Consider the following 22,582-nt stretch of genomic DNA (forward strand, 5'->3'; position numbering starts at 1 on the left):
ACCCGATCCCATACCGAACTCGGAAGTTAAGCTTCTTGGAGCCGATGGTACTGCTAGGGCAACCTAGTGGGAGAGTAGGACGCCGCCGGGATTTTCTTCGAACCTGCGCACGGTGAAAGCCGTGCGCAGGTTTTTTTTTGTCATTTTGCTTGGAGCTCGGGACGCGCTCTGCGGCATCATCGCGGCGCCGAGGACGTCTCGGGGTTTCATTGGCGGTGCTTCTGGTCAACGCGGTGCGGTTACGACCTCCGCGATCGTTGGTCCCAATGTGCGCCAGGAGCCTGTTGAAGGCTTTCGTTTTTGTTGTCTGGCTTGAATTTTCGCTGGTCGCAGCTCTGGGCGTTCGCGCTGCGTGTGGCGCCGTTCGCCGCGTGAGAAGAAGTGCCAGCCCAGGCGGCGGCGAAGGGGCCGGCAGCGCGAGATCAAGATGACGCTGCGAGTTTCTTCCGGCCGCCAGGCGTTGCTACCCTAGGGGAACCTTGGGATTCAAGCGCAGGAGAATCGCTGCGGTCGCCGGGGGGGCCCTCTGCGGCGGGCTCGTCGTCGGATTCGCCCCTTTTGTGCGCTACCAGGCCGAGCAGGCGGCTGATCGGTACGGGGCATCGCTGTCGATCGACCAGGTTCGGCCCACCTGGAGCGGCGTTTCCCTCAAGGGTGTGGACGTCCAGCTGCGCGGGGCGCCGAGCATCTCCATCCGCCTGGAGGAGGTCGCCGTCGCGCTGGGCGTCTCGGGACGGCGCGTGACGATGCGCGGGGGGACGGTCTCCGCCGTCGGCCCGCGCGAGGCGATCCTCCACGAGCTGGAGACCTGGCGGGCGGGGCAACCGGCTGGACGTACCGGCACCGCGACGAGCGAGGGGGGCGGTAGCACCGAGCTGGAGGGCTTGCGGCTCGTCTGGACCGATCGGGCCGACTCACCCGCGGAGAGCCTGTCGGCCGATAACGTGCACCTGTCGCGCGCGGGAGGGCGGACAGCCATCGCTGCGCGCGAAGCGATCCTGTCCCTGGGACGGGCGGCCTTCTCGGTCCGGCACGGCCGGCTGGTGCTCGCCCTGGAGCAGGGGCGATACCAGGTGAGCGAGCTCTCGGCCGACTCCATCGACGCCAACGTGGCGCTCCCGGAGGGGACCCCTGAACCTCAGGTCGTGCCTGAGCAGAGCGGGCGCACCCATCCGGCACAGCTGACGAGGACGGCCGAGCGCGGCGACGGGGCCGATGCGGGGCGGAATCGAGGGGCTGCGGTTCGAGAAGCCCTTCTGCGGGCGGCGCAGGGCATCGATCTGGCGCTCGGCAAGGACGCCAAGGTCGACGTCGCAGGTGTCACCGCGCGCCTCCGGCGCGACGCCGATCACCTCAACCTGGGACCGGGGCACCTCGCCGTGCGGCGCGAAGCAGGCTCGCTCGTGGTCGAGCTGTCACCTGGAGAGGCCGCGATCGCGGCCGCTGGCGCCGACGCCCAGCAAGCGCTCACCTTTCGCCTTCGCGTGCCGCTCAGCGACGCGAAGGAGACCCCGCAGGAGATCGTCGCCGACGTGCAGGGCGGACCCATCTGGCTCTCCACCCTCGGCGTCCATGAAGGGGACATGGGCCTGTTTGATGTGGCGCGGACGTCGATCGTCAGCCGCGCGCGGGTCGTCCTCTCGGCCGACGGCCAGACGCTTGGGGTCGACGGCGAAGGAAGGCTGAAGAACCTCTCTCTGCGGAGCGCGGCCCTGGCAGACGAGCCCATCGCAGGCCTCGACCTGGCATGGCGAGCGAAGGCGAACGGCAAGCTCGACGGGTCCAAGCTCGTCGCCGAGGACGCCGAGGTCGACCTCGGTGCGCTGAGGCTGATCGCGCGCGGCGAGTACGAGCACGCCGGGAACTCACACCGGGTCCGCGGCACCTTCGAGGTGCCCCTCACGGCTTGCCAGTCGATGCTGGATTCGGTGCCCAAAGGGATCGTGGCGAAGCTCCACGGAATGAGGCTCGCCGGCTCGTTCGGGATCGAAGGGAAGCTCCGGTTCGATACCGCGAACCTCGACCGGAATTTTTTGCTTGACTGGAGCGTCTCCAACACCTGCCGCGTGACGGAGATGCCGCCGGAGCTCAGCGTCGATCGCTTCAAGCGCGCGTTCCGGCGCCTGGTTTACGGGCCCGGGGGCAAGCGCGTCGACATCGAGTCCGGGCCAGGGACCGCCGATTGGGTCCCCTACGAGGACATTTCCCGCTTCATGGAGGTCGCCGTGCTGACCACGGAGGACGGCGCCTTCCACCGGCATCACGGGTTCGACGAGGAAGCCATCAAGAACTCGATCCGCGAGAACCTCCGGAAGAGGAGGTTCGTGCGGGGGGCGAGCACCGTCAGCATGCAGCTCGCCAAGAACCTCTACCTCGAGCGGACCAAGAGCGTGGCGCGCAAGCTCCAGGAAACCTTGCTCACCATGTACCTGGAGCAGGAGCTCACCAAGGAGCAGATCATGGAGCTCTACCTGAACGCGGTGGAGTTCGGGCCGCTGGTCTACGGCATCGGCGCCGCCGCGCGGCACTACTTCAACGCGTCGGCGGCGCAGCTCTCGCTCGGGCAGGCGCTGTACATCGCCTCGATCCTTCCAAACCCGAGCGTGCAGCACTTCGATGCGAACGGCGAGGTCACCGCTGCGTGGAGCGGGTACCTGCGCAAGCTCATGCAGATCGCGCACAGGCGCCATCGGATCTCCGACGAGGAGTTGGAGAAGGGGCTCCAGGAGGTCGTGGTGCGAGGCTCCCCTGCGCCTCATCTGGCGCCCCGTCAGCCCTCCGAGGACGGCGGTGAGGCCGGCGAGGGTAGAGCGGGAGAGGACGAGGGGGGCGCCTGGGCGGCGCCTTGACGCCCGCACGCGCGGGCCGGGCCGTCAGCGCTTCGACGCGGCGGTCCGGAGCTTCGCGAAGAACGCGCGAAGCACGCCGGCGCACTCGTCTGCCAGCACGCCCGACGTGACCGCGAAGCGATGGTTGAGCCGGTTGTCGCGCCCGATCGCGAAGAGCGTGTCGACCGCTCCCGCCTTCGGGTCCGGGCAGCCGTAGACGAGCCGCGCAATCCTGGCATTGACGAGGGCGCCGGCGCACATGGGACACGGCTCCAGCGTCGCGTAGACCGTCGCCCCTTCGAGCCGCCAATGACCAAGCCGCCTGGCCGCCGCCCGCAGCGCGTCCACCTCGGCGTGACCGGTCGGATCCTGATCGATCTCGCGACGATTTCGACCGCGCGCCAGCACCGTCCCCGACGCATCGACGATGAGCGCCCCCACGGGGACGTCACCGGCACCTGCCGCAGCCTCGGCCTCCGCGAGCGCCTCACGCATCCACAGCGCGTCGACGCTCGCTGGTTCCTCCGGCTGTGCCACAGGGGAGAGGAGCAAATCCGCTCCATCATCCATGACATCCATGAGAGGCTCAGGACCTTTTACACGACCGATCAGGCGCGCCCAGGAAGATTCGAACTTCCGACCCCCGGCTTCGTAGGCCGATGCTCTATCCAGCTGAGCTATGGGCGCTCTGGTGAAGGCAAGTGCAAGGCGTGGCTACGCCACCGCACTCCCGCGTCGCGCTCGGTTGCGCGAAGTGAGTGCCGGCGTTTATACGCCCCTGAGCGAGCTGTCAAAGGAAAAGTGATCGAGGCCTGAGGGCGCCTGCTCGGAGCGCAGGACAAAAACAGGGCGCGCGGCGACTCCGTCACGGAATGGCCGCGCGCTTTCACACGCTCTCGAAGGGCAAGCGAAGCTCTGAAAGCGCACCACGAGACGAGCAGGCCAAGCTGACGAAACGGAAAGAAGCCGTAAGCCAAGCAGCAGCGGCGCCATGAAGAGGCGGGATGGCGCCCGCTGAACGACCAAGCACAAGCTAGTGAGGCCCGTTACGAGGGGAGGAGGACCGAGACACGCTGCAGCCCACAGCGCAGAACACGGCCAATTCCGCCTGGAGCAGCCTCTGTGCCATCTCGCAGCCTCCTCCTCGGCGCGTCCTCGCGCGCGCGTACGTCCAGCGGAATACTCACGTTTCGCCGCGGTTTCTTGGGCTGTCATGGATCCGTGTCCGACGAGGTGCTCGGGCAGCGGTGTCGCGTGCCATGCCGTGTTTCGCAATCTTTGCGGACCAAGAGCCCGGCCAACGGACGCTGTGACGCGTCGCGCTGTCGAGGGCCACGCGAGCGCCTATCGGGGGCCGCCGAAGAGGTGGTCGTGCGGCGCGTCGGCATGACAGCGCTTGCAGAGGGGCAGGGCGCCGCGGTGGGTGGAGGTGCCCTGGGGCGTGAGGACGAGGTACTCCCAGTTGCCGCCGTCGGGGTCATAGCCAGCCGGTCGCTTCACCATGGCCAGGAGCGTGTCCGGCTCCGATGCGCCCGCCCGGTAGTGGAACTCGACAACGGCCGCGCCAGAGGGGAGGACGCGATCCGGACCGAGCTGCGGGTAGGGCGCAGCCACCGCGTTGACCCTCACCTCCGCCTCCATCTCGCCGGTGAAGTGCTGGGAGCGAGCCCGACCCGTGACAGGCTGGAAGCTCGCGAGCTGCCCGGCGAGCTCCCACGCCGAGGGCGCCGCGGCCGGAGGTGCAGCGGGCGCCGGGGCGGAGGCACGCCCCTCGGGGACGGAGCTGGAGCCGCGTCCGATCCACTCCGTGGTCTCCGCGACGCGAACGGGGGACGGGGACGGCGGGGGCGGCGCACAGCCGAGCGGCAGGGGGGCCCACCCGGAGCGGACCCGCGCCTCCGTCGAGAGCGTCATCGAGGCGAGCGACGCCGCAGCGAGCGCGCACCACGCAGAGAGGCGGGTTCGGGACCGCACCGGTCGAGATGCTACACTGCCCGGATGTACCTGGCCTCTTCCAGGCGAGGCCGCGCATGGCGCGCCCTCTGGGCCGCCACGCTGGTGTCGCTGCCGGGCGCCGCGCTGCTGGGAGGCGCCCCGCACGCAGCCGCCGAGGAGGCGTCCCGCCGCGCCTGGCTGGGCGTGGAGCTGGAGCCAGGGCCGGCCGGGGGGGTGGTCGCGAAGCACGTCGTCACCAGCTCGCCGGCGGCCAAGGCGGGCATCGTGGACGGGGATCAGGTCATCGCGGCGGATGGCGTCCAGATCGACGAGCCAAAGCAGCTCGTCGCGCGTGTCGCGCTCGCGGGGCCTGGGAACGTGGTGAACCTCCGGATCCGGCGCGGCGGACGAGAGCGAGACGTCGCGCCGACGCTGGTGCCGTTCCCCGGGCACGATCAGATCCTTCGCCTCGACAAGATCGGCACGTTCGCGCCAGCCTGGAAGTCGCTCACCACCGTCGGAGGGACCGTCCCGGCGAACATCGGGACCCTGCGCGGAAACGTGGTGCTGCTCGATTTCTGGGCGACCTGGTGCGGGCCGTGCCGCTTGATGGCCCCGCAGCTCTCGGCGTGGCACGCGGCGTACGCCGCGCAGGGGCTGCGGGTCGTGGGCGTGACGACCGACGACGTGGGCGTCGCGACGAAGACAGCGCAGGCCCTCTCGATGCGCTACGCGGTCGCGGCGGACGTGTCGGAGTCGACCTCCGCGGCCTACGGCGTCAAGGCGCTCCCCACGATGTTCGTGATCGACAAGAAGGGCGTCATCCGGGACGTGGTGGTCGGGTACGATCCGACCCGGCACGCCGAGGTCGAGAAGCTCCTCAAGGCGCTGCTCGCGGAGGCCGCGCCGGCGCCGTAACCGGCGCGGGGCCGCGCGGGCTGGACCGGTACGCTCGCCATGCTCCTCTCCATCGACGAGTTCCTCTGGGCGCTGCGCCGCGACGGCTTCGCCGTCTCGACGGCGCAGGCCATTGATGTCACGCGCGCGTGCGCCCTCGTCGGGTTCGGCGACCGAGGGACGCTGCGCGACGCCATCGGCGCGGTGGTCGTCGAGCGCGCCGCCGAGCTCGGCCGGTACCGCGCCTGCTTCGATCGCTTCTTCTCTCCCGCGGGCGCGCACGTCGGCGATTTGTGGGGGCGCCTGCGGGAGCGAGGGTTCTCCGATGGGGAGCTCTCCGCGCTTCGCGATCTGCTGAGCGCGGCGGCGGAGCGGAGCGGCGCCTCGGGGGACGCGATCGCGTTCCAGGCGCTCGCAGGGACCGCGGGGGAGCTCGACCGCGCGCTCCAAGCGGCCGGGATCGCGCGCGTGCTCGCGCCGATGACGAGCTCGCTCCAGGTCGGGTTCTTCGCGCAGCGGGTGATGGATCAGCTCGGGGTGCCGGCCGTCGCCAGCGCGCTGCGGCGGATCCGGAGCGCGCTCGAGGAGGCGCTCGGCGAGGAGCGGGGGAGGGCCCTCGCGGAGGCGCTCGCCGCCGAGCTGGAGCGGATGCGGCACCGCGTGCGCGAGCACGTGACGCTGTCGCTCCGGCGCGTCGAGGGCGAGGAGCCAGCTGCGCAGGGCCGCATGGATGTCCCGTTCGCTTCGCTCGGCGACGGCGAGATGGAGGAGGTGCGCCGCGCCGTGAAGGAGCTGTCCGTGCGGCTCCGGGGCGCGGAGCGGCTCCGGAGGCGCCGCGCACGGCGCGGGAGGATCGATCCCCACCGGACGCTGCGGCGCAGCCTCCAGACCGGCGGCGTGCCGTTCCAGCCGGCGCGTCGAGCGCGGCGGCGCGACAAGCCGCGCCTGATGATCCTGTGCGACGTGTCGGACTCGGTCCGCGTCGCCGCGCGGTTCATGCTCGAGTTCGTCTGCGCGGCGCAGGAGCTCTTCGACCGGACGCGATCGTTCGTCTTCGTGAGCGAGCTCGCCGAGACGACCGAGCTCTTCGAGGCGTTGCCGGCGAGCTCGGCGCTCGAGCGGATCCAGCGCGGCGAGGTGGTGAGCCGGGCGCACAACTCGAATTACGGGCGCGCCCTGCTCGCCTTCGAGGAGCGATACGGGCGCGACGTGGACCGGCGGGTGACCCTGGTGATCCTGGGCGACGGCCGCACGAACTACTTCGCCGACGAGGCGGAGGTCGTGAGGAGGCTCCGTGACCGGGCGCGGGCGCTCCTGTGGCTGTGCCCCGAGGGGCCGGGCGCCTGGGGGACGGGAGACAGCGCGATGCCGCGCTACGCCGCGGCGGCGACGAAGGTGCTGGTCGCCCGGACCGCGCGGGAGCTCGAATCGGCGGCGCGGGAGGTGGTCGCCCGGCGCGCTTAGGGCTATGGGTCGCGCCATGTCGCTCGATCAGAAGCTGCGGGATCTCACGGCGCGCATCGAGAAGGGAGGCGCGCAGAAGTACCACGACAAGAACGCGGAACAGGGCAAGCTGTTCGCGCGGCAACGCGTTGCGCTGCTCGTCGACGAAGGCAGCTTCATCGAGGACGCGGCGCTCGCCAACGCGCTGGATCCCGAGCTGCCGGCCGACGGCGTCATCACGGGCACCGGGACGGTGGGCGGGCGCCCCGTGTGCGTGATGGCGAACGACTCGACCGTGAAGGCCGGGTCGTGGGGGCGCCGCACCGTCGAGAAGATCCTGCGCGTGCAGGAGACCGCGCGGCGCCTCCGGTGCCCGCTGCTGTACCTCGTCGACTCCGCGGGGGCGCGCATCACCGACCAGATCGAGATGTTCCCCGGGCGGCGCGGCGCGGGCCGGATCTTCTACAACCAGGTCGAGCTGAGCGGCCTCGTCCCGCAGATCTGCCTGCTGTTCGGCCCGTCGGCGGCGGGGGGCGCCTACATCCCGGCGTTCTGCGACGTCGTGTGCATGGTCGAGAGCAACGCGAGCATGTACCTGGGCTCCCCGCGCATGGCGGAGATGGTGATCGGCGAGAAGGTCACGCTCGAAGAGCTCGGCGGAGCGCGCATGCACTGCTCGGTCTCGGGGTGCGGCGACGTGCTCGTGAAGACCGAGGAAGAGGCGATCGCCTTCGCGAAGCGCTACCTCGCGCTGATGCCGCAGAGCTCCGCCGAGACCGCGCCCCGCGTCGAGCCGAGGTCGGAGAAGCCAGGGCAGCGATCGCTCGAGGACGTGATCCCCGCCGACGAGAACAAGCCGTTCGACATCATGGCCGTGATCGACGCGATCATCGACGAGGGCAGCTTCGTCGAGATCAAGAAGCTCTACGCCCGAGAGATCGTCACGGGGCTCGCGCGCGTGGAGGGACGCGCGGTCGGCATCGTCGCGAACCAGCCGAAATACAAGGGCGGCGTGCTGTTCGTGGACTCGGCCGACAAGGCGGCCCGGTTCATCTGGCTGTGCGACGCGTTCAATATCCCGCTCCTATACCTCGCCGACGTGCCCGGCTTCATGATCGGGACCGTCGTCGAGAGGCAGGGGATCATCCGGGCCGGGGCGAAGATGATCGCCGCCGTGAGCGAGGCGAGCGTGCCGAAGCTGTCCGTCGTCGTGCGCAAGGCGTACGGCGCCGGGCTCTACGCGATGTGCGGGCCGGCGTTCGCGCCCGACGAGTGCATCGCCCTGCCCTCGGCCTCGATCGCCGTGATGGGGCCGAGCGCCGCGGTGAACGCCGTCTACTTCAACAAGATCCAGGCGATCCCGGCGGGGCCCGAGCGCGATGCGCTCGTCCAGAAGCTGCGTGACGAGTACCGGGCCGACGTCGATCTGGAGAAGCTCGCCAGCGAGCTCGTGATCGACGCGATCGTCCCGACGGCGAACCTCCGCCGCGAGGTGGCGCGCCGCTTCGAGCGGTACGCCGGCAAGGTCGAGGAGAGGCCGCGAAAGAAGCACCTCGTGCCGCCGGTGTGAAGCGGCCCGCGGCGCGCTCCGGAGAGCGCGGGGCGACGGCAGTGCCCTTCGAGACCTCGGCCGCGCGCGGACGTGGTGTAGACTCGCGGCGTGCTCGCCCGCAGGTTTCCGCTCTCCATCGCGCTGCTCGGCCTCACCCTCGCGGCGGGTGAAGCGCGCGCCGACGTCTCGGCCCCGGCGGTGGCGCGCCTGCTCGGCTCGCGCCTGGGTCGGCACCCGCTCGCCGATCCGCGGGGGCGCATCCCCGTGACGGTGCCGCTGCCCGCCGGCGCCGACGCGCGAGCGCTCGGGCTCCTCCCGGTCGCGCCAGGCTTCGGGACCATCCGGCTCGCGCCCGGCGACGTCGGCGCCTTCTCCGCCGCGCACCCGGAGCTCAGGCTGCTCACAGGACCGCCGCGGCGGCCCCTGCTGGATCGCTCCAAGGGGTGGATCCGCGTCGAGCCGTACAGGAAGGCGACCGGCGCGGACGGCGCGGGGGTGGTCGTCGGCGTCGTCGATACCGGTCTCGACGTGACCCACCCGGACTTTCGAGACAAGGACGGCAAGACACGGATCCGATGGATGCTGCAGGCCGGAAGCCCGAAGGGGTTGCACGCGGCGCTCGAGCACACGTACGGGTGCGACGATCCGGACCAGTCGGCGTGCGCGATCTTCTCCGACGCCGACATCGACGCCATGCTCGCGAAGAGCAAGCCCGGCATCCTCCGCGATATCGCGGGGCACGGCACGCACGTGGCATCCATCGCCGCGGGCAACGGCGGGCCGATGGTCTCGGAGCGGCCGCGGTACGTCGGCGTGGCGCCCGCCGCGACGTTGATCATCGCCGCGCCGGCGCGGCCCGGCGAGGGCTTCGACGATCCGGACATCCTCAAGGCGGTGCAGTTCATCTTCGACCGCGCCGAGGAGCTGAACATGCCGGCGGTCGTCAACCTGAGCGTCGGGAGCGATTTCGGGCCCCACGACGGGACGAGCCCGCTCGAGGCGGGGCTCGCCGCGATGGTCGGCAGCGCTCATCCGGGGCGGGCGATCGTCGTCGCCGCCGGCAACAGCGGCGCGACGTACGAGATCGACGGCGAAGGACCGCTCGGGATCCACACCGAGGCCCACGTGTCGGCGCACGCCGAGACGCGGGTGCCCATCCGCACGCCGAGCGCGAAGCGCGGCGAAGGATACGTCTGGATCACCTTCCGGCCCGGGGACGAGGTGTCGGTCGGCCTCGACGGGCCAGGCGGCGAGGCGTGGATCGGCCTGATCGAGCCCGGAGATGACGCCGGCTACACAGGTGACGACGGCGAGACGACCGGCGCGGTCATCAACCGGCTCGCGAACGGGAAGTCGCCCATCACCGCGGCGACGAACAGCGCCGTCGTGGCCTTCAGCGGGGCGTGGAAGGCGGGCGAGTTCGCGATCCGCCTGCGAGGCCGAGGGGACGCGCAGCTCTGGGTGACGGGGCTCGGCGACGTCTCGCCGTCGCACGATCTCGGGCTCCTGTTCCCGCGCGCCATCAAGCAAGGGACGATCAACGTGCCCGCGAGCCACCCCGGGCTGCTCGCCGTGGGGTGCACCATCAACCGCGTCCGCTGGCAGCCGCAGGGGAGCTCCACGAGCGTGCGCCTCACGAGCCTCGACGGCGTGGACATCGAAGAGGACAGCGCCTGCTACTTCAGCGCGGCTGGTCCCACGCCGTTCGGCGTGGCCAAGCCGGAGATCAGCGCGCCCGGCGGCCTGGTCGCGGCCGCCATGGCCAGCGGCGTCGACCCGCGCGACGATCCCGGAGGGCTGTTCGATACGCCCGGGTGCCCCGGTGACGAGCCTTGCTTCGTCGTCGACGACCACCACGCGATCGCGTCAGGGTCGTCCATGGCGGCGCCGCAGGTCGCAGGGGCGATCGCGCTCCTCTTCCAGGTCAACCCGAACCTGAGCCAGGCGGAGGTCACGGAGGCGCTCCAGGCAGGCGCGCGGTATCCGAGGGGCGCGGTGCCGCTCGACGCGCAGCTCGGTCCCGGCGTGCTCGATCTCGAAGGCGCGCGCCTCGCGCTCGAGGCCGCCGAGACCGGCGGGAACGAGCCGGCGCTCGACAAGAGCTGGTACGTCCTGTCGAGCTCCTACGCGAGGCCCGACCCGTCGTGGCCGGTCTGGGGGACGATCGAGCTGCGACGCCCTGACGGCGCCCCGGTGAGGGGCGTCGATGGGAAGCTCACGGTCGCCGTCCGCGGCGGGGTGATGCACACGGCGCTCCGGGAGGTGCGCCGCGGGCTGTGGCAGTTCGCGGTCGCCGCGCCGCGCGGCTCCGGAGGGGCGACGCTGGCCGTCGACGTGCTCTACGACGGCGCCTCGCTCGGCGCGCGCGAGCTCCCGGTGGGGAGCGACGTCTGGATGGCGAACGGAGAGATCGAGGCGACCAGCGGCGCGTGCACCTGGGCCGCGGCTCGCCCGGACGGCACGCCGCCGTCGAGCCGCGCCGCCTGGGGCCTCGCGAGCCTCCTCGTGGCGGCGTCCGCGGCGCGCCGTCGGCGCCGCGGCTGAGCACCCCCGCTGCCCGCGCGCCCTTGCGTCGCCCGGGCGCGCGCGGCTGCCGTCCGCCGCCGTCCGTGTCACCGTGGCCGAGCGGCGGGGCGGGGTAGAGCACGACGGCGATGGAGCATGGACGCATGGAGAAACCGGTGATCGTGGATCGACCTCCCGCGGCAGAGGCGCACGCGGGACACGCGCGCGCCCCCAGGCCGCTGCGGTTCGCGGCGCGCACAGGCTGGGATCTCTCGGGCAACAGCCTCGCCTCCGTGCTCGCCGAGGCGCGCGGGGTGGGGCGCGCGCTCGTCGATTTCACCGAGTCGAACCCGACGCGTTGCGGGATCGTCGAGACGGCTCACCTCATCGCGCCGCTCGGCGAGCCGCGCGGCGCGCGGTACGCGCCGCTGCCGCTCGGCGATCCGGCCGCGCGCGCCGCGGTGTCGCGCTACTACCAGGAGCGCGGGCTCGACGTGGATCCGTCGAGCGTCGTGCTGACGGCCAGCACCAGCGAAGCGTACGGCTGGCTGCTCAAGCTGCTCGCCGAGCGCGGCGACGACGTGCTCGTCCCCGTGCCGTCGTACCCGCTCCTCGAGTACCTCGCCTGCCTCGAGGACGTCGCGCTCACGCCCTACCCGCTCCTCAGGGAGGAAGGATGGCGCATCGACCTCGGCGCGCTAGAGCGCGCTGCCGGCGAGCGGACGCGCGCGGTGGTGCTCGTCCATCCGAACAACCCGACCGGCTCCTTCGTGCGTCGCGACGACGCCGCCGCGCTCGAGGCGTGCGCCAGGGAGCGCGGGCTCGCGCTGATCGTCGACGAGGTCTTCGGGGACTACGCCCACGGAGACCTCGCCCCGGACCGCTTGCTGAGCTTCGCCGGCTCGCGGCAGGCGCTGACGTTCGTGCTGAGCGGGCTCTCCAAGGTGATGGCGCTGCCGCAGCTCAAGCTCGGCTGGATCGCGGTCTCAGGGCCGCCGGAGCTCGCCGCCGCGGCGCTGGATCGGCTCGAGGTCATCGCGGACACCTACCTCTCGGTCGGCACCCCGGTGCAGCTCGCGCTGCCGGAGATCCTCGCCTCGCGGGCGCCCGTCCAGCGCGCGATCCTGTCGCGCGTGCAGGCCAACCTGGCCGCGCTCGACGCGGCGATCGCCGCGCGCGCCGGGGGCGCGGTCCGGCGGCTCCCGATCGACGGCGGCTGGTACGCGACGCTGGAGGTCCCGCGCGTGCACGACGAGGACGGCTGGGTCGAGCTGCTCGTGCGCGACGAGGGGATCATCGTCCACCCCGGCTACTTCTTCGATATGCCGCGCGACGGCTTCCTCGTGGTCGGCCTGCTGCTCGATCCGGACGTGTTCGCGGAAGCCGCGCTGCGGCTCATCGGCCGGATCGCGCGCGCGATCAGCGGTGAATGAGGACCACCGTGGAGCGGCCGGCGTCGCGGGAGGCCCGCAGGCCGTGCCAACCCTCCGGCACCGGCGGGTCGGTCCAGGCGAACATCTGCTTGGCGTCGATGGGGGAGAGGTTGACGCAGCCGCCGCTCTTCGGCTCGCCCCAGGCGTCGTGCCAGTACGCGCCGTGCAGCGCGTGAGGTCCGCTGAAGTTCTGCACGAACTGCACCTCGGAGTGGACGATCTTGTCGTTCGTGCTCGAGACCATCGTCGCCGTCACGAACTTCCCGTCGATGCGGAAGCGCCCGGTCGGCGTCGCCGCGGTCTCGATGGCGGGGATGCCCTGCCTCGGGACGCCGCCGCGCCCCGGTGAGATGAGCGTCGCGAAGACCGGGGTGAGCTCTTCGTAGGCGACGAACCAGCCGCCGAGCACGCTCACCTCGATCCACTTGCGCGGCGACGACGGATCGCCGTCGCCCTCGAGCGGCGAGCGCTTCGCCGCCTCGATCACGACGGCGTCGTCCGCGCGCACGTAGACCCCCGGCTCCTGCGTCTCGAGGAGCCGCTCGCCGTCCTCGACCTCGGCGCGACCGGTGAGCCCGACCGAGGCGAGCCGCGCGAACGACGCGCCGGTCGGCTCGAAGCGGCCGCCGGCGCCCCGCTGGTACTTCGGCCGATCGGTCTTGCGGAAGAACGCGAGCGGGAGCGAACGCCCGTCCTTCAGCCAGACGCCCTGGAAGCTCGAGCGCGGGTAGGGCTTCAGGCGATCCTTCGGCATGTACGCCTGGTCCGAGGTCACCACCCAGGTCCGATCCTGCGCGTCGAACGCGCGGGTGAACGCCACCGTCGAGCCGTTCACGATCCGGTCGCGCCCCTCGCGCACGAGGCCGCCGAATGGAAACAGCGCCGGGGCGGCGACCCCCGCGGGCTTCAGGTCGACTCCCACGAGGGCCTCGTCGATCTCGCGGATGGCTTCCTCGCCGGCGCCCTCGGCGGCGCGCACCTTCGCGATGTTCGCGAGGTGCTCCTCGAGGTCCCACTCGGAGCGCCGCTGCTCCTTCGCGCTCGGGAGCTGCGGGTAGCGCGGCGCGCCGGTCGACTCCGCGTAGTCATAGGGCCACGGGGAGTCGACCCTGGGCGCGTGCGGCCGCAGCGCGGCCACGACCGGGTCGTTCGGGTCGACCGCGGCGCTGGCGCCAGCGCAGACGTAGCCCCGCGGCTCGATGGCGTACCATGCGTTGCACCCCTCGCCAGGCGTCCGCGCGGCCTCGACGCTGCCGCCGCGCAGCGCGACGGAGCCGCCGAGCCCCAGGTAGCCGCTCCAGCCCCGCGTCGGGTAAGGGCCAGGGCTGATCCACGCAAAGCGCGCCTTGGAGTAGATGCGCGCGCCCTCCGCCGCCGCGCTGGCGGGCGGCGCCGTTGCCGACGCGCTCGCCGCGGGCGGCGCGTCGGCCTCCGCCTGGGCCGGCGCCTTCGTGACGTGCGCCGCCTCGACGAGCGCGGCGCGCGGCGCGGCCGCTCCCGAGGACACGCGTGGCGCGTCCGCCTCGGGGGGTGTCCGCAGGGCGTCCGTCTCGAGCGAGGCAGGCGCCGCATCGGCGGGGCTCTCTTCGGAGCAAGCTGCGGCGCCCCCCGACGCGATCGCGCACGTCAGGGCCGCGAGGAGGAAGGAAGGCGGTGAGCTAGCCATGCAAGCGGGAGAGACTAGTTGCCGGTTGCGACCGCGGACAAGCGAACGACAGCCGCGCCGCCCGCGGCTGCCATCCGGGGAGCCGCGCTCGCCGCTAAAGCCTGCCGAGCACGGCCACCACGAGCAGGATGATCCCGACGAGCGCCGCCGTGATCATCGCGAACCTCATGAGGCGCGGCTTCAGCCACTTCCACAGGACGAGGCGAGCCACCTTCCACAAGAGCACCAGGATCTGCCGGAGGACCTTGCCCACGACGAGAGCGTAGCGCAGTCCCGCGGCGCGCGCTGCCAGCAAGGGCGGTAGAATTCGCGGCCAATGGACGAGCCTTGCGGCCCTCGCCGCCTCGGACAGGCCGGGACGCAGCGCGCCGCGCCTGCCGGGCACCTCCGCCAGCGGCCAGCCCGGCGTGCGGGCGATCGCTGCGTGCGGTGCGCGGCGTCACGTCAATCGATGTCGACGCTCACCTTCGATGCATAGCTGCCAGGAGAGGGAAAGGTGATCTCGCGCAGCGCGCCGGCGACACACTCGGCCGCCTCCTCGCCCCGTTCGTCGTTGCTGGACACGCCCACGCTGAGCGGCTTGCCGTCGGTGTCGATGTAGAGCGTGGCCTTGATCTGGCTGGCGCCCGCCTGGCTCCGGCACGACGCGAGCGCCGGCCTCGCCTTCTTGTACGGCGTCCCGAGTTGGTCGGGCGTCCACGGCACGGGCAGGCGCTCGTCGCTGCTCGGCTCGAAGGTGAAGCTGTTCTCCGCCAGGCCCTCTCCGCCGACCGGCTTCGGCCACCTCGTCGCCTTCAGGACGCTCAGCATGCACGCCTCGGTCTCGCGATCGCCCAGGTTGGAGTCCTTCACGAACGCCCAGCGCGCCGTGCCCTCCTCGGTCACCCGGACCTTGAAGCGGATCTCGCCCCCGAGATAGGGGATCCGCTGGACGCCTTTCTGGTAGCAGCGCGAGAGCCGAGGCGACACGCGCTCGAACGCCGCTTGCACCTTCTCCTCGTTCATGCCGCCGATCTCGGAACCCGAGCTCATCTTCGGGCCCGACGTCTCGACAGGCTCGGCGTCGACCATCACCGGCGCCACGGACGTGGGCGCGGCGCCGCCGCAGCCCAGCTGGGCCGCGAACGTCGAGAGAGCAACGACAGTGATGGTACCCCTGAGTAAGCGCGTGAATTTCATGATCGAACGAGGACTCTATACGAGCCGCGTCTTGGGCGAAAAGAGCGCGATGAGGGGAACGCGCGCTGCAGTGCGTGTGAGAGATTCTACGCCAGCGCGAACGCCGACGCGCCGCTCCGAACCCGCGCCCGCTCGGACAGGAGGCGTCCGCAACGCACACGGTAGAGGCGTAGCGGTGAAGGTCCGTCCACGAGCGCCTGAGCGCAGAAGATGCGAGGCGGCGCGCCTGAGCGCACCGGCGCGTCGTGCGCTCGGTGCGTATGGCCGTGGATCACGTGAAGGTGATCGTGCTCGTGGAGCAATGCCATGAGCTCAGCGCTGTTGATGAGGCCGTCCAGCCACTGCATCGCGCCGATCGGATGGCGGAGCGGCGGGTGGTGCTGGGCGAGCACGAGCGCGTCGCCCGAGCGGCGCGCCTCGACGGCGAGCGAGGCGATCCACGAGAGCTCGCGGGCCGCGATCGCGCCTGCCGAGCGGGTCACCGGCTGCATCATGGCCGTCGAGACCCCGGCCACGACAGCCCCAGGCAGAGCGACGGCCGTCCCCTGCCTGCTCGTCGCCGCGAAGGGGCGGAGGCAGCCCTCCAGCGCGCGCTCCCACGCGCCTTCGGTATACGCATCGTGGTTGCCAGGCACCAACGTGACGCGGGCCGGGTCCCAGCCGCTCTCCGCCAGGACGGCGGCGAGCACCTCGAACTGGGCAGGAGTCCCGTCTTCCGTGAGGTCGCCGGTGAGCACCAGGTGGTCCGCCCCGCTCCGCCCCGCCTCGATGAGCGCGGCCAGCGTGCGACGGCGGCGTTGCGCTGCGTCGATGGGGCGGCCGAAGCTCAGGTAACGAAGCCGCCACCGCTCGGCGCCGCGGCGCCGGTCGTGATCCGCCTCGAGGAGATGGAAGTCCGTGAGGTGCGCGATCGTCGTCATCGACGCGATCGTGAGCCCTGACCGACGTCGTTCTCGCGACATCGACGCAAGCTCTCGGCGACGCAAACCGCGATCGTCACGGGGCGGGCGTGGCGCTGCTCGGGACGGGGAGCGCGCCTTCGGCGAGGTGATCGCTCTCCTGGTTGCCCTCGAAGCTGTTGTCCTCCGACACCGACGGCGCCTGCGCGCCCTGCACGACGAGGCCAAACCGGTTGCCGGTGGACTCCGAGCTCGCGAGCGCGCCGTGGCTGTCGCTGAACAGCAAACCGGCGCGCGCGCAGCGCTGCACCTGCACCGAGCTCACCTGCGCCGTCGAGCCCAGGACCACGAGGCCATCGCCCAGGTCCGGCACCGATTCCGTCTGCCCACCGGAGCTCAGGGCCGAGAACGTGCCGCCCTCGACCCCGAGGATGACCGTGTCCTCCACCGTGCTCGGCGAGGCCAGCAGCAGGCCCGCCACGCGGCTCTCCAGAACGGCCGACCTCTGGACGAGGACCTGCTCCGCCCCGGCGCTCAGCAGGCCGACGCCGCCCGTGCCGTCGCGCTCCTCCGGCAGAGAGCGCTCGATGAGGCTGTCCGAGATCTCGAGGGTCGCGCCCCGGGACGCGGACACGCCCGCGACGTGGGGCTCCAGGACATACGTCGACGCAAGCGCGGCGCGGCCACCCTGCACGAGCACGCCGGCGGCGCGATCCCGGTGCAGCGGGTTCGCGCGCGTGCCCTCGATGACAACGCCGCTCGCCGTGAGCGTCCCGCCCGAGACGAACAGCCCGGCGTCGCCGGCCTGGCGCACGAGGCTCGACGACAGCGAGAGCGCTCCGCCGCGCAGCTCGACGGCCACGCCGAGGTGACCGCTCTCCGAGGCGGACGCGCCGTCGAAGAGGTTGCCAGAGGCCTCGACCTCGGTGCCGGCGTCCGCGACGGCGAGCAACGCGTCGCACGCGCCGGACAGCACGCTGGACGCGAGCGACGCGCGCGCGCCCTGCTCCACGGCCAGGCCGCCGGCTTCGGGCGCCGCGTCCGCCGGGGCGGCGATGAGGGTGCGCGCCGCCACGAGCTCCGCGCCGGCGCCCGTCACCAGCGCGCCCAGGTGATGGTGGACGAGCGCGTTCGCGTCGAGCCGGAGCGTGCCGTTCTCGAGGTGCACGCCGACGCCGTCGCTCGCCGCCGACCGCAGCGCCGCGGCCTCCAGCAGGTTGCCCTCCGCGACCACCTCCGCCGCCTCGGAGCTGATCCGCAGGTTGACCGTGCCGCCGACCAGCGCGTTCTCGGTGAGCCGCGCCTCGGCCCCGGAGACGACGAGCACGCTGGTCCAGACCTCGCCCGCTCCATCGTCCGCCCACGACGACTGGACGAGGCTGCGCGACAGATCGAGGCTCGCGCCAGGGAGCGCGACCACGAGACCATTGCCGCTCTCGCCCGTCACCCGGATGTCGCGCACCGAGACCGCCGCTGCCTGGATCAGCACCCCGATCGAGGCGCTGAGCACGCTCACGCCGCGCACGCCGGCGCGGTCGACGTCGTGGATCCAGACCGCGCTGACGTTGCCGCTGGGATCGCTCTGCTCGCCCCGGAGCACCACCCGCGAGGCGCACCTCCCGACGATCTCGATGGGCTTCGTGATCTCGATCGGCTCGTCGTACTCGCCCTCGGCCACGACGACGCGCCCGTCCGGCTGGACGCCCGCCAGCGCCTCCGCCAGCGTCGTGAACGGCCGCTCCCGCGACCCGTCGCCGTCTCCGCCCTCGTAGCCAGGATCGACGTGGAGATCGCCGGGCGTCTCGACGATCTCGCCCCACGGCGCCGAGCCGCAGCCGTCCGGGCCGTCGATGGAAACACAGCCCTTCTGCGGGACCGCGAATGTTCCCTCCGGGCACCTGGCCATGGTGGGATGGCAGGCACCGCCCTCCACGAACTCCGCCGCACAGCCGGGGATCCCGACTTCGATGCAGCCCTCGTCGTGCTTCGGGATCGTCCCGGGCGAGCACTTCGCGAGCGCGGGACGACAGAAGCCGTCCTCGTCGACGAAGGCGTCGGCGCAGCCCTGAATGCCCACCTGCGCACATCCGCTGGCGCCGCTGATCTGCCCCGGCGCACACCCCGAGCCACCGGCGCCCTCCCCCGGGAGGTGGGTATACGGCGGCAGGTCGGTGCTCTCGCAGCCGAAGAGCGAGACCGCGCACAGGCTGGAAGCGAGAGAGAAAAGACACCAGAGCGCCGAGTGTCCAAGCTTCGTGCGCAACACCCCACCAACCTAGCAGATGCTCCGATGCGCACGCCGGCAATGCGCGCCTACCTCGCCGTCTCCAGCCGCTCGAGACCGGACATTCACGGGCGTGACCCGGACAGCCGCACGTCGGCTCGCGCCCAGGCGCGCTTGAAGCGCGCGTGTGCGGCGTCCGCTTCCTCTTCCTTGCCCTGTGCGCGGAGGCTGCGCTCGAGCCCGCACAGCGACCAGCCATTCTGCGGGTTCTGGCGCAGGTCCTCCCGGTACGTCGCCTCAGCGTCGCGCGCGCGGCCCGCCGTGAGGAGCACCGCGCCGAGCGTGTGGCGGACCGGCTCGGGCCAGTCAGGCGGCTCGAAATAGCGCAGCTCGTCCTCGATGCGCGCGGCGTCCTCGAGCACGCGAGCAGCGGCGCCGGTGTCGCCGCGCTCGGACGCGATCTGGCCCTCGAGCACGAGCGAGGCGATCTCGAGCAGATCCTTCGCGCGGTTCCTGCCGATCGTCGCGTCCTCCCGGCTCTCGGACGCTATCGCCCGGAGCACCGCCGCCTCGCGCGCGGCATCGTCATGGCGCCCCGTCGCGGCGAGGGCGCGGCCGCGCGCATAGCGCCATATCCCCGTCGTGTACCGCAGCTCGGGCGGCGGCGCCGGCTCCGCGAGGACGTCGTCCCACCGTCCGAACCGGACGAGCGCGAACAGCAGCGCAGGGCGGAACATCTCGAGCATCGGCATGTGTCGGACGTTGTGGTCGGGCACCGCCTCGGCCAGCTCTCGCGCGGCGCGCACGGCGACGGCGCTGCGCCCCTCCATGCTCGCCGAGACCGAGAGGAAATGGAGGTTGTGCGGGAAGTACATCATCGGATAGATGCCCTCCGGCCGCCGCTCGCGGATGTACCGGCGATCGGCCAGCACCGCCTGCTCGTTCGCGTCAGAGGCGTCGGCGTAGCGACCGACGCGCATGAAGATGTGCGACGCCATGTGCACGAGGTGCCCAGCGCCAGGGGCCAGACCGCCGAGCCGCTCGGCGCTCGGCAACGCCCGCTCCGGCGCGCGCGACGCTTCGACCGCGTGGATGTAGTAGTGATTCGCGCCGAGGTGCTCGGGATCTCGCAGGAGGACGCCCTCCAGCGTGGAGACGATCTCCTCGGTCCCGGGCTGCGGCCGGCCATCCTGCGTCCAGAGATCCCACGGGCGCAGATCCATGAGCGCCTCGGCGAAGAGGACACCCGCGTCGAGGTCGTCGGGGAAGCGACGGGCGAGCTCGCGCATCGCGCTCGCGTAGGCGCGGTCGAGGTCCGCGCGGTCGCGGCCCGACGTTGAAGCGTGGCGCTCCGCCAGCGCGTCGATGTACGCGCGCTCGCGCTCGCTGGCGGACGCGGCGAGCGCGCGCGCCTCCTCCACGGCCTCGAGGGCGGCCCGCTCCCGCGCCGCGTCGGTCGGCTGGTTGATGTTGGGGCCGAGCGTGAGCGCGATGCCCCAGCGGGCCATGGCGAGGCCGGGATCGAGGCGGGCGGCCTCCCGGAATGCCTTCCTCGCCTCGTCGTGGTTGAACGCGTAGACGAGCCGCAATCCCTGATCGAAATAGCGTTGCGCGAGCTGCGATGACGTCGTCACCGGGTGATGGAGAGCGCCGATGTCCTCGAACAGAGGGACGCGCTCGGCGTCGGGCGCCTCCGTAGGCGCCGGGTCGGTCGGCGGCTCCGCTCCGGGCGAGGCGGGGCGCGGCTCCGCGCCGCACGCCGCGAAGACGGCGGAGGCGCAGAGCAGGGGCAGGCTGAAGAGCGCGCGTCGAGCTGTCATGGGCAACCTCCCTGGAGCCCGGATCGCCACGGGTTCCGACGGTCCAACATCCCCTCGCGGGGTCGCTTTGCCTCGGGCGCCGCCCTCCGGCGCGATCGCGGAGGTCGAGCCGAGCGAGGACCATGCACGCGCGGTTCCCGCGGCGCGGGAAGGCAGCGCACAGAAGGCCCGAGCGTGGCCGGGCCTCCGACGCGCCCGCGCCGTCAGCGCGGTGCTCGATGGACGGACGGCGCGACTTGCGGCAACCTCGGGATATGACGACGTGCAGGGATGAAGCTCTCCGCTGGGTTCACCGCTACGCGATCGGCGGGGCGGCGTTCGCCGCGCTTCCGCTCCCGATCTCGACCTCCACCGGGCTCGTCGCGATCGAGACGCACATGATGGCGATGGTCGGCGAGATCTACGGCGAGAACATGGGATCCGTGGTGACGACCGCCGCCGGCGGGAGCTTCGCGATCCTCGGGCAAGGCCTGAAATTCCTGGCCACCCGGGCGGTCGGCTTCGTCCCCCTGATCGGGCCGGCCATCAAGATGGGCATCGCGGCGCTCACCATCGAGGCGATCGGCCGGGGCGTGGTGGGGCACTTCGAGCGAAAGTACCCGGGCAAGATCTTCGAGAAGGCGTGAGCCGACGTGGCGTGCGAGGCGCGCCGCGCGCGGCGCGCCTCGCACGCGCGCCGCTATCGACGTCCGTCAGTTCTCGCAGCCGCTGCAGGCGAGGGGGCAGGTGCCGTTCACCGTCGCCTGACAGTGAAGGTCGGGCGCGCCGGCGCTGTCGCCGTAGTCGCAGCAGATCTCGCCAGCGTCGCAGCATCGCACGCCGCAGCAGAGGCCTTCTTCGCAGCCGAAGCCGGGGGCGCACGCATTCGCGCACTCGCCCTGGATGCAGACCTGAGCCTCGGTGCAGGTCGTGCCGCACGACCCGCAATTGCTCGGATCGCCGGCCAGGTTGACGCACTCCGATCCACAGCACGAGAGCCCGGGCTCGCACGTGCACATCGTGCCGCCCTCGCCGCCCATGCCGCCTTCGCCCCCCGAGCTCGTCGTCGCGACGGTGGAGGTCGCTCCGCCTTCCCCGCCCGCGCCCGCGCCCGCGCTGGAGGAGCTCGATGCGGTGACATAGGTCGGCCAAAGGTCGACGGTGCCCGGGTCAGCTTCACATCCAGCGACGGCGAACAATGCGGCCCACGACAGCAACGCGATCACCCGATGACAGGGCATGAGCACCTCCAAGCCGAAAATCACACTACCACGGAGGGGCGCGGCCACACGAGGGGGGCATGGCACACGGCGCAGCGCCGGCTGTATGCACTGCGTCGTGCGCCGCTTCACGCGCGTCACGACGATGAACGCAGCGGCGCCTGCGACATCAGGGGGTGATGAGCTTGCAGTCCGACAGGAGCCCCGTGTACCAGTCATCGGTCCTGTCGAGCCATGCGCCCTCGCTGGACCAACGGATGCCGGGCCGCTTCATCCTGCCTTCGACGGTGTAGGTGCACTTCAACGCGAACCGCGCGGACGGCAGCTTGCCTGAGGTGAGCGCGGGCTCGCTCCAGAGGCCGGCGGCGAGGAACTGGACGCGGTCCGTGGTCGTGTAAGGACGGAGCAGCTTTTTGTCGTCCGCATCCCCCTTGGACCAACCCTGGGTGGGCGACTCGAACGCGCAGTGCCGGCCGCTGATCTCCTCGGCCGACCAGCAGGCGAGATCCTTGATGTCGGTGGACACGAGGGTGACCTCGACCTGGGACTTGTCCCCGGGTTTCCACTTGGGGCCGGCCGTGCCGGCCGCAGGCTCACGCCCGAAATAGGCGAAGGCCGCGGCGAGGCCGCCGATGATGATGAGGAACAGGATCATGCTCTTGCCGAGCGAGCCGCCCTGCGGTTGGGCGGCGGCGCGAGGCCGCGCGCCGGGCTTCTTGCCGGCCGGGCGCCGCGCTGCGCCAGCCTGCTTTGCAGGACGCGAGGCTCTGGCGGGCGCCGCGGCGTCGGCGCGGCTCTCGCCGTCCTCCTCGCTGCGGGTGTCCTGCGCGTCGGCCTCGCCGGGAGGCGCTTCGTCCGTGTCGGGGCGGTCTCTGTCTTCGGAGCTCGTAGCCATCGAGGCGCTTTATGTACCGGAGCGCGCCCGCGACTCAAGCATTCCGTGGACCGAACGGCAGGGCACGATCGCCCGTTCCAACGAGCAGCCCTTGATGTAGGCTGCGG

General features: G+C 71.8%; 17 protein-coding genes, 1 tRNA gene and 1 rRNA gene (1 of these 19 running past the window's edge). 8 read left to right on the forward strand and 11 right to left on the reverse strand.

All coding sequences use genetic code 11. The features are described from left to right. Positions 1–91, forward strand: a 5S ribosomal RNA gene (gene rrf / locus WME95_RS14495) (it extends 26 nt beyond the left edge of the window). Positions 92–479: 388 nt separating this feature from the next. Then, a complete protein-coding gene (locus tag WME95_RS14500) occupies positions 480–2,849 on the forward strand; it encodes a transglycosylase domain-containing protein (protein WP_437908970.1) in 2,370 nt (789 codons plus the stop codon). 24 nt (positions 2,850–2,873) lie between these two features. On the opposite strand, the gene tadA is transcribed toward WME95_RS14500, so the two are convergent. The 3 genes from tadA to WME95_RS14515 all read right to left on the reverse strand — a co-directional run bounded on the left by tadA (position 2,874) and on the right by WME95_RS14515 (position 4,802). After that, on the reverse strand, positions 2,874–3,398 hold the full coding sequence (gene tadA / locus WME95_RS14505) for a tRNA adenosine(34) deaminase TadA (protein WP_437717563.1): 525 nt from the start codon (positions 3,396–3,398) through the stop codon (positions 2,874–2,876). A gap of 43 nt (positions 3,399–3,441) precedes the next feature. Continuing rightward, a tRNA-Arg gene (locus tag WME95_RS14510) sits at positions 3,442–3,515 on the reverse strand. A 657-nt stretch (positions 3,516–4,172) separates the two neighbouring features. Beyond that, the gene (locus tag WME95_RS14515; RefSeq protein WP_437908971.1) at positions 4,173–4,802 is read right to left on the reverse strand and encodes a hypothetical protein; all 630 of its coding nucleotides are present in this window, start codon (positions 4,800–4,802) and stop codon (positions 4,173–4,175) included. A gap of 24 nt (positions 4,803–4,826) precedes the next feature. Here WME95_RS14515 and WME95_RS14520 point away from each other — a divergent pair, with 24 nt between their 5' ends. The 5 genes from WME95_RS14520 to WME95_RS14540 all read left to right on the forward strand — a co-directional run bounded on the left by WME95_RS14520 (position 4,827) and on the right by WME95_RS14540 (position 12,593). Continuing rightward, positions 4,827–5,681 (forward strand): redoxin domain-containing protein, encoded by an 855-nt coding sequence (locus WME95_RS14520; protein ID WP_437908972.1) that lies wholly within the window; start codon positions 4,827–4,829, stop codon positions 5,679–5,681. 39 nt (positions 5,682–5,720) lie between these two features. After that, positions 5,721–7,124, forward strand: a complete 1,404-nt coding sequence (locus WME95_RS14525) for a VWA domain-containing protein (RefSeq protein ID WP_437908973.1) — start codon at positions 5,721–5,723, stop codon at positions 7,122–7,124. Between the two features lie 16 nt (positions 7,125–7,140). Further along, positions 7,141–8,673, forward strand: coding sequence for an acyl-CoA carboxylase subunit beta (locus WME95_RS14530; RefSeq protein WP_437908974.1), 1,533 nt, complete (start codon positions 7,141–7,143; stop codon positions 8,671–8,673). Positions 8,674–8,763: 90 nt separating this feature from the next. Beyond that, a complete protein-coding gene (locus tag WME95_RS14535) occupies positions 8,764–11,199 on the forward strand; it encodes a S8 family serine peptidase (RefSeq protein ID WP_437908975.1) in 2,436 nt (811 codons plus the stop codon). 125 nt (positions 11,200–11,324) lie between these two features. Next, the gene (locus WME95_RS14540; protein ID WP_437908976.1) at positions 11,325–12,593 is read left to right on the forward strand and encodes a pyridoxal phosphate-dependent aminotransferase; all 1,269 of its coding nucleotides are present in this window, start codon (positions 11,325–11,327) and stop codon (positions 12,591–12,593) included. Here WME95_RS14540 and WME95_RS14545 read toward each other — a convergent pair. The 6 genes from WME95_RS14545 to WME95_RS14570 form a co-directional block, all read right to left on the reverse strand. Then, a complete protein-coding gene (locus tag WME95_RS14545; RefSeq protein WP_437908977.1) occupies positions 12,580–14,259 on the reverse strand; it encodes a L,D-transpeptidase in 1,680 nt (559 codons plus the stop codon). The two genes, WME95_RS14540 and WME95_RS14545, sit on opposite strands and share 14 nt — an antisense overlap. 94 nt (positions 14,260–14,353) lie before the next feature. Continuing rightward, positions 14,354–14,512 (reverse strand): hypothetical protein, encoded by a 159-nt coding sequence (locus WME95_RS14550; protein ID WP_437908978.1) that lies wholly within the window; start codon positions 14,510–14,512, stop codon positions 14,354–14,356. A 191-nt stretch (positions 14,513–14,703) separates the two neighbouring features. Continuing rightward, a complete protein-coding gene (locus WME95_RS14555) occupies positions 14,704–15,438 on the reverse strand; it encodes an AgmX/PglI C-terminal domain-containing protein (RefSeq protein WP_437908979.1) in 735 nt (244 codons plus the stop codon). Between the two features lie 86 nt (positions 15,439–15,524). Then, positions 15,525–16,358 (reverse strand): metallophosphoesterase family protein, encoded by an 834-nt coding sequence (locus WME95_RS14560; RefSeq protein WP_437908980.1) that lies wholly within the window; start codon positions 16,356–16,358, stop codon positions 15,525–15,527. Between the two features lie 76 nt (positions 16,359–16,434). Continuing rightward, the gene (locus WME95_RS14565) at positions 16,435–18,603 is read right to left on the reverse strand and encodes a DUF1565 domain-containing protein (protein WP_437908981.1); all 2,169 of its coding nucleotides are present in this window, start codon (positions 18,601–18,603) and stop codon (positions 16,435–16,437) included. Positions 18,604–18,686: 83 nt separating this feature from the next. Then, a complete protein-coding gene (locus tag WME95_RS14570) occupies positions 18,687–20,381 on the reverse strand; it encodes a hypothetical protein (RefSeq protein ID WP_437908982.1) in 1,695 nt (564 codons plus the stop codon). 254 nt (positions 20,382–20,635) lie between these two features. Between WME95_RS14570 and WME95_RS14575 the strand changes: the two genes are divergently transcribed. Next, positions 20,636–21,007, forward strand: coding sequence for a hypothetical protein (locus WME95_RS14575; protein WP_437908983.1), 372 nt, complete (start codon positions 20,636–20,638; stop codon positions 21,005–21,007). Between the two features lie 66 nt (positions 21,008–21,073). Here WME95_RS14575 and WME95_RS14580 read toward each other — a convergent pair whose 3' ends face one another. Together WME95_RS14580 and WME95_RS14585 are read right to left on the reverse strand one after the other, a co-directional pair. Beyond that, positions 21,074–21,601, reverse strand: coding sequence for a hypothetical protein (locus tag WME95_RS14580; RefSeq protein WP_437908984.1), 528 nt, complete (start codon positions 21,599–21,601; stop codon positions 21,074–21,076). A gap of 148 nt (positions 21,602–21,749) precedes the next feature. Further along, positions 21,750–22,475: a hypothetical protein gene (locus tag WME95_RS14585; RefSeq protein ID WP_437908985.1), complete on the reverse strand. Its 726-nt coding sequence runs from the start codon at positions 22,473–22,475 to the stop codon at positions 21,750–21,752. Between the last annotated feature and the right edge of the window lie 107 nt (positions 22,476–22,582).

This window comes from Sorangium sp. So ce327, assembly GCF_051530205.1.
Classification (GTDB): Bacteria; Myxococcota_A; Polyangia; order Polyangiales; family Polyangiaceae; genus Sorangium; species Sorangium cellulosum_B.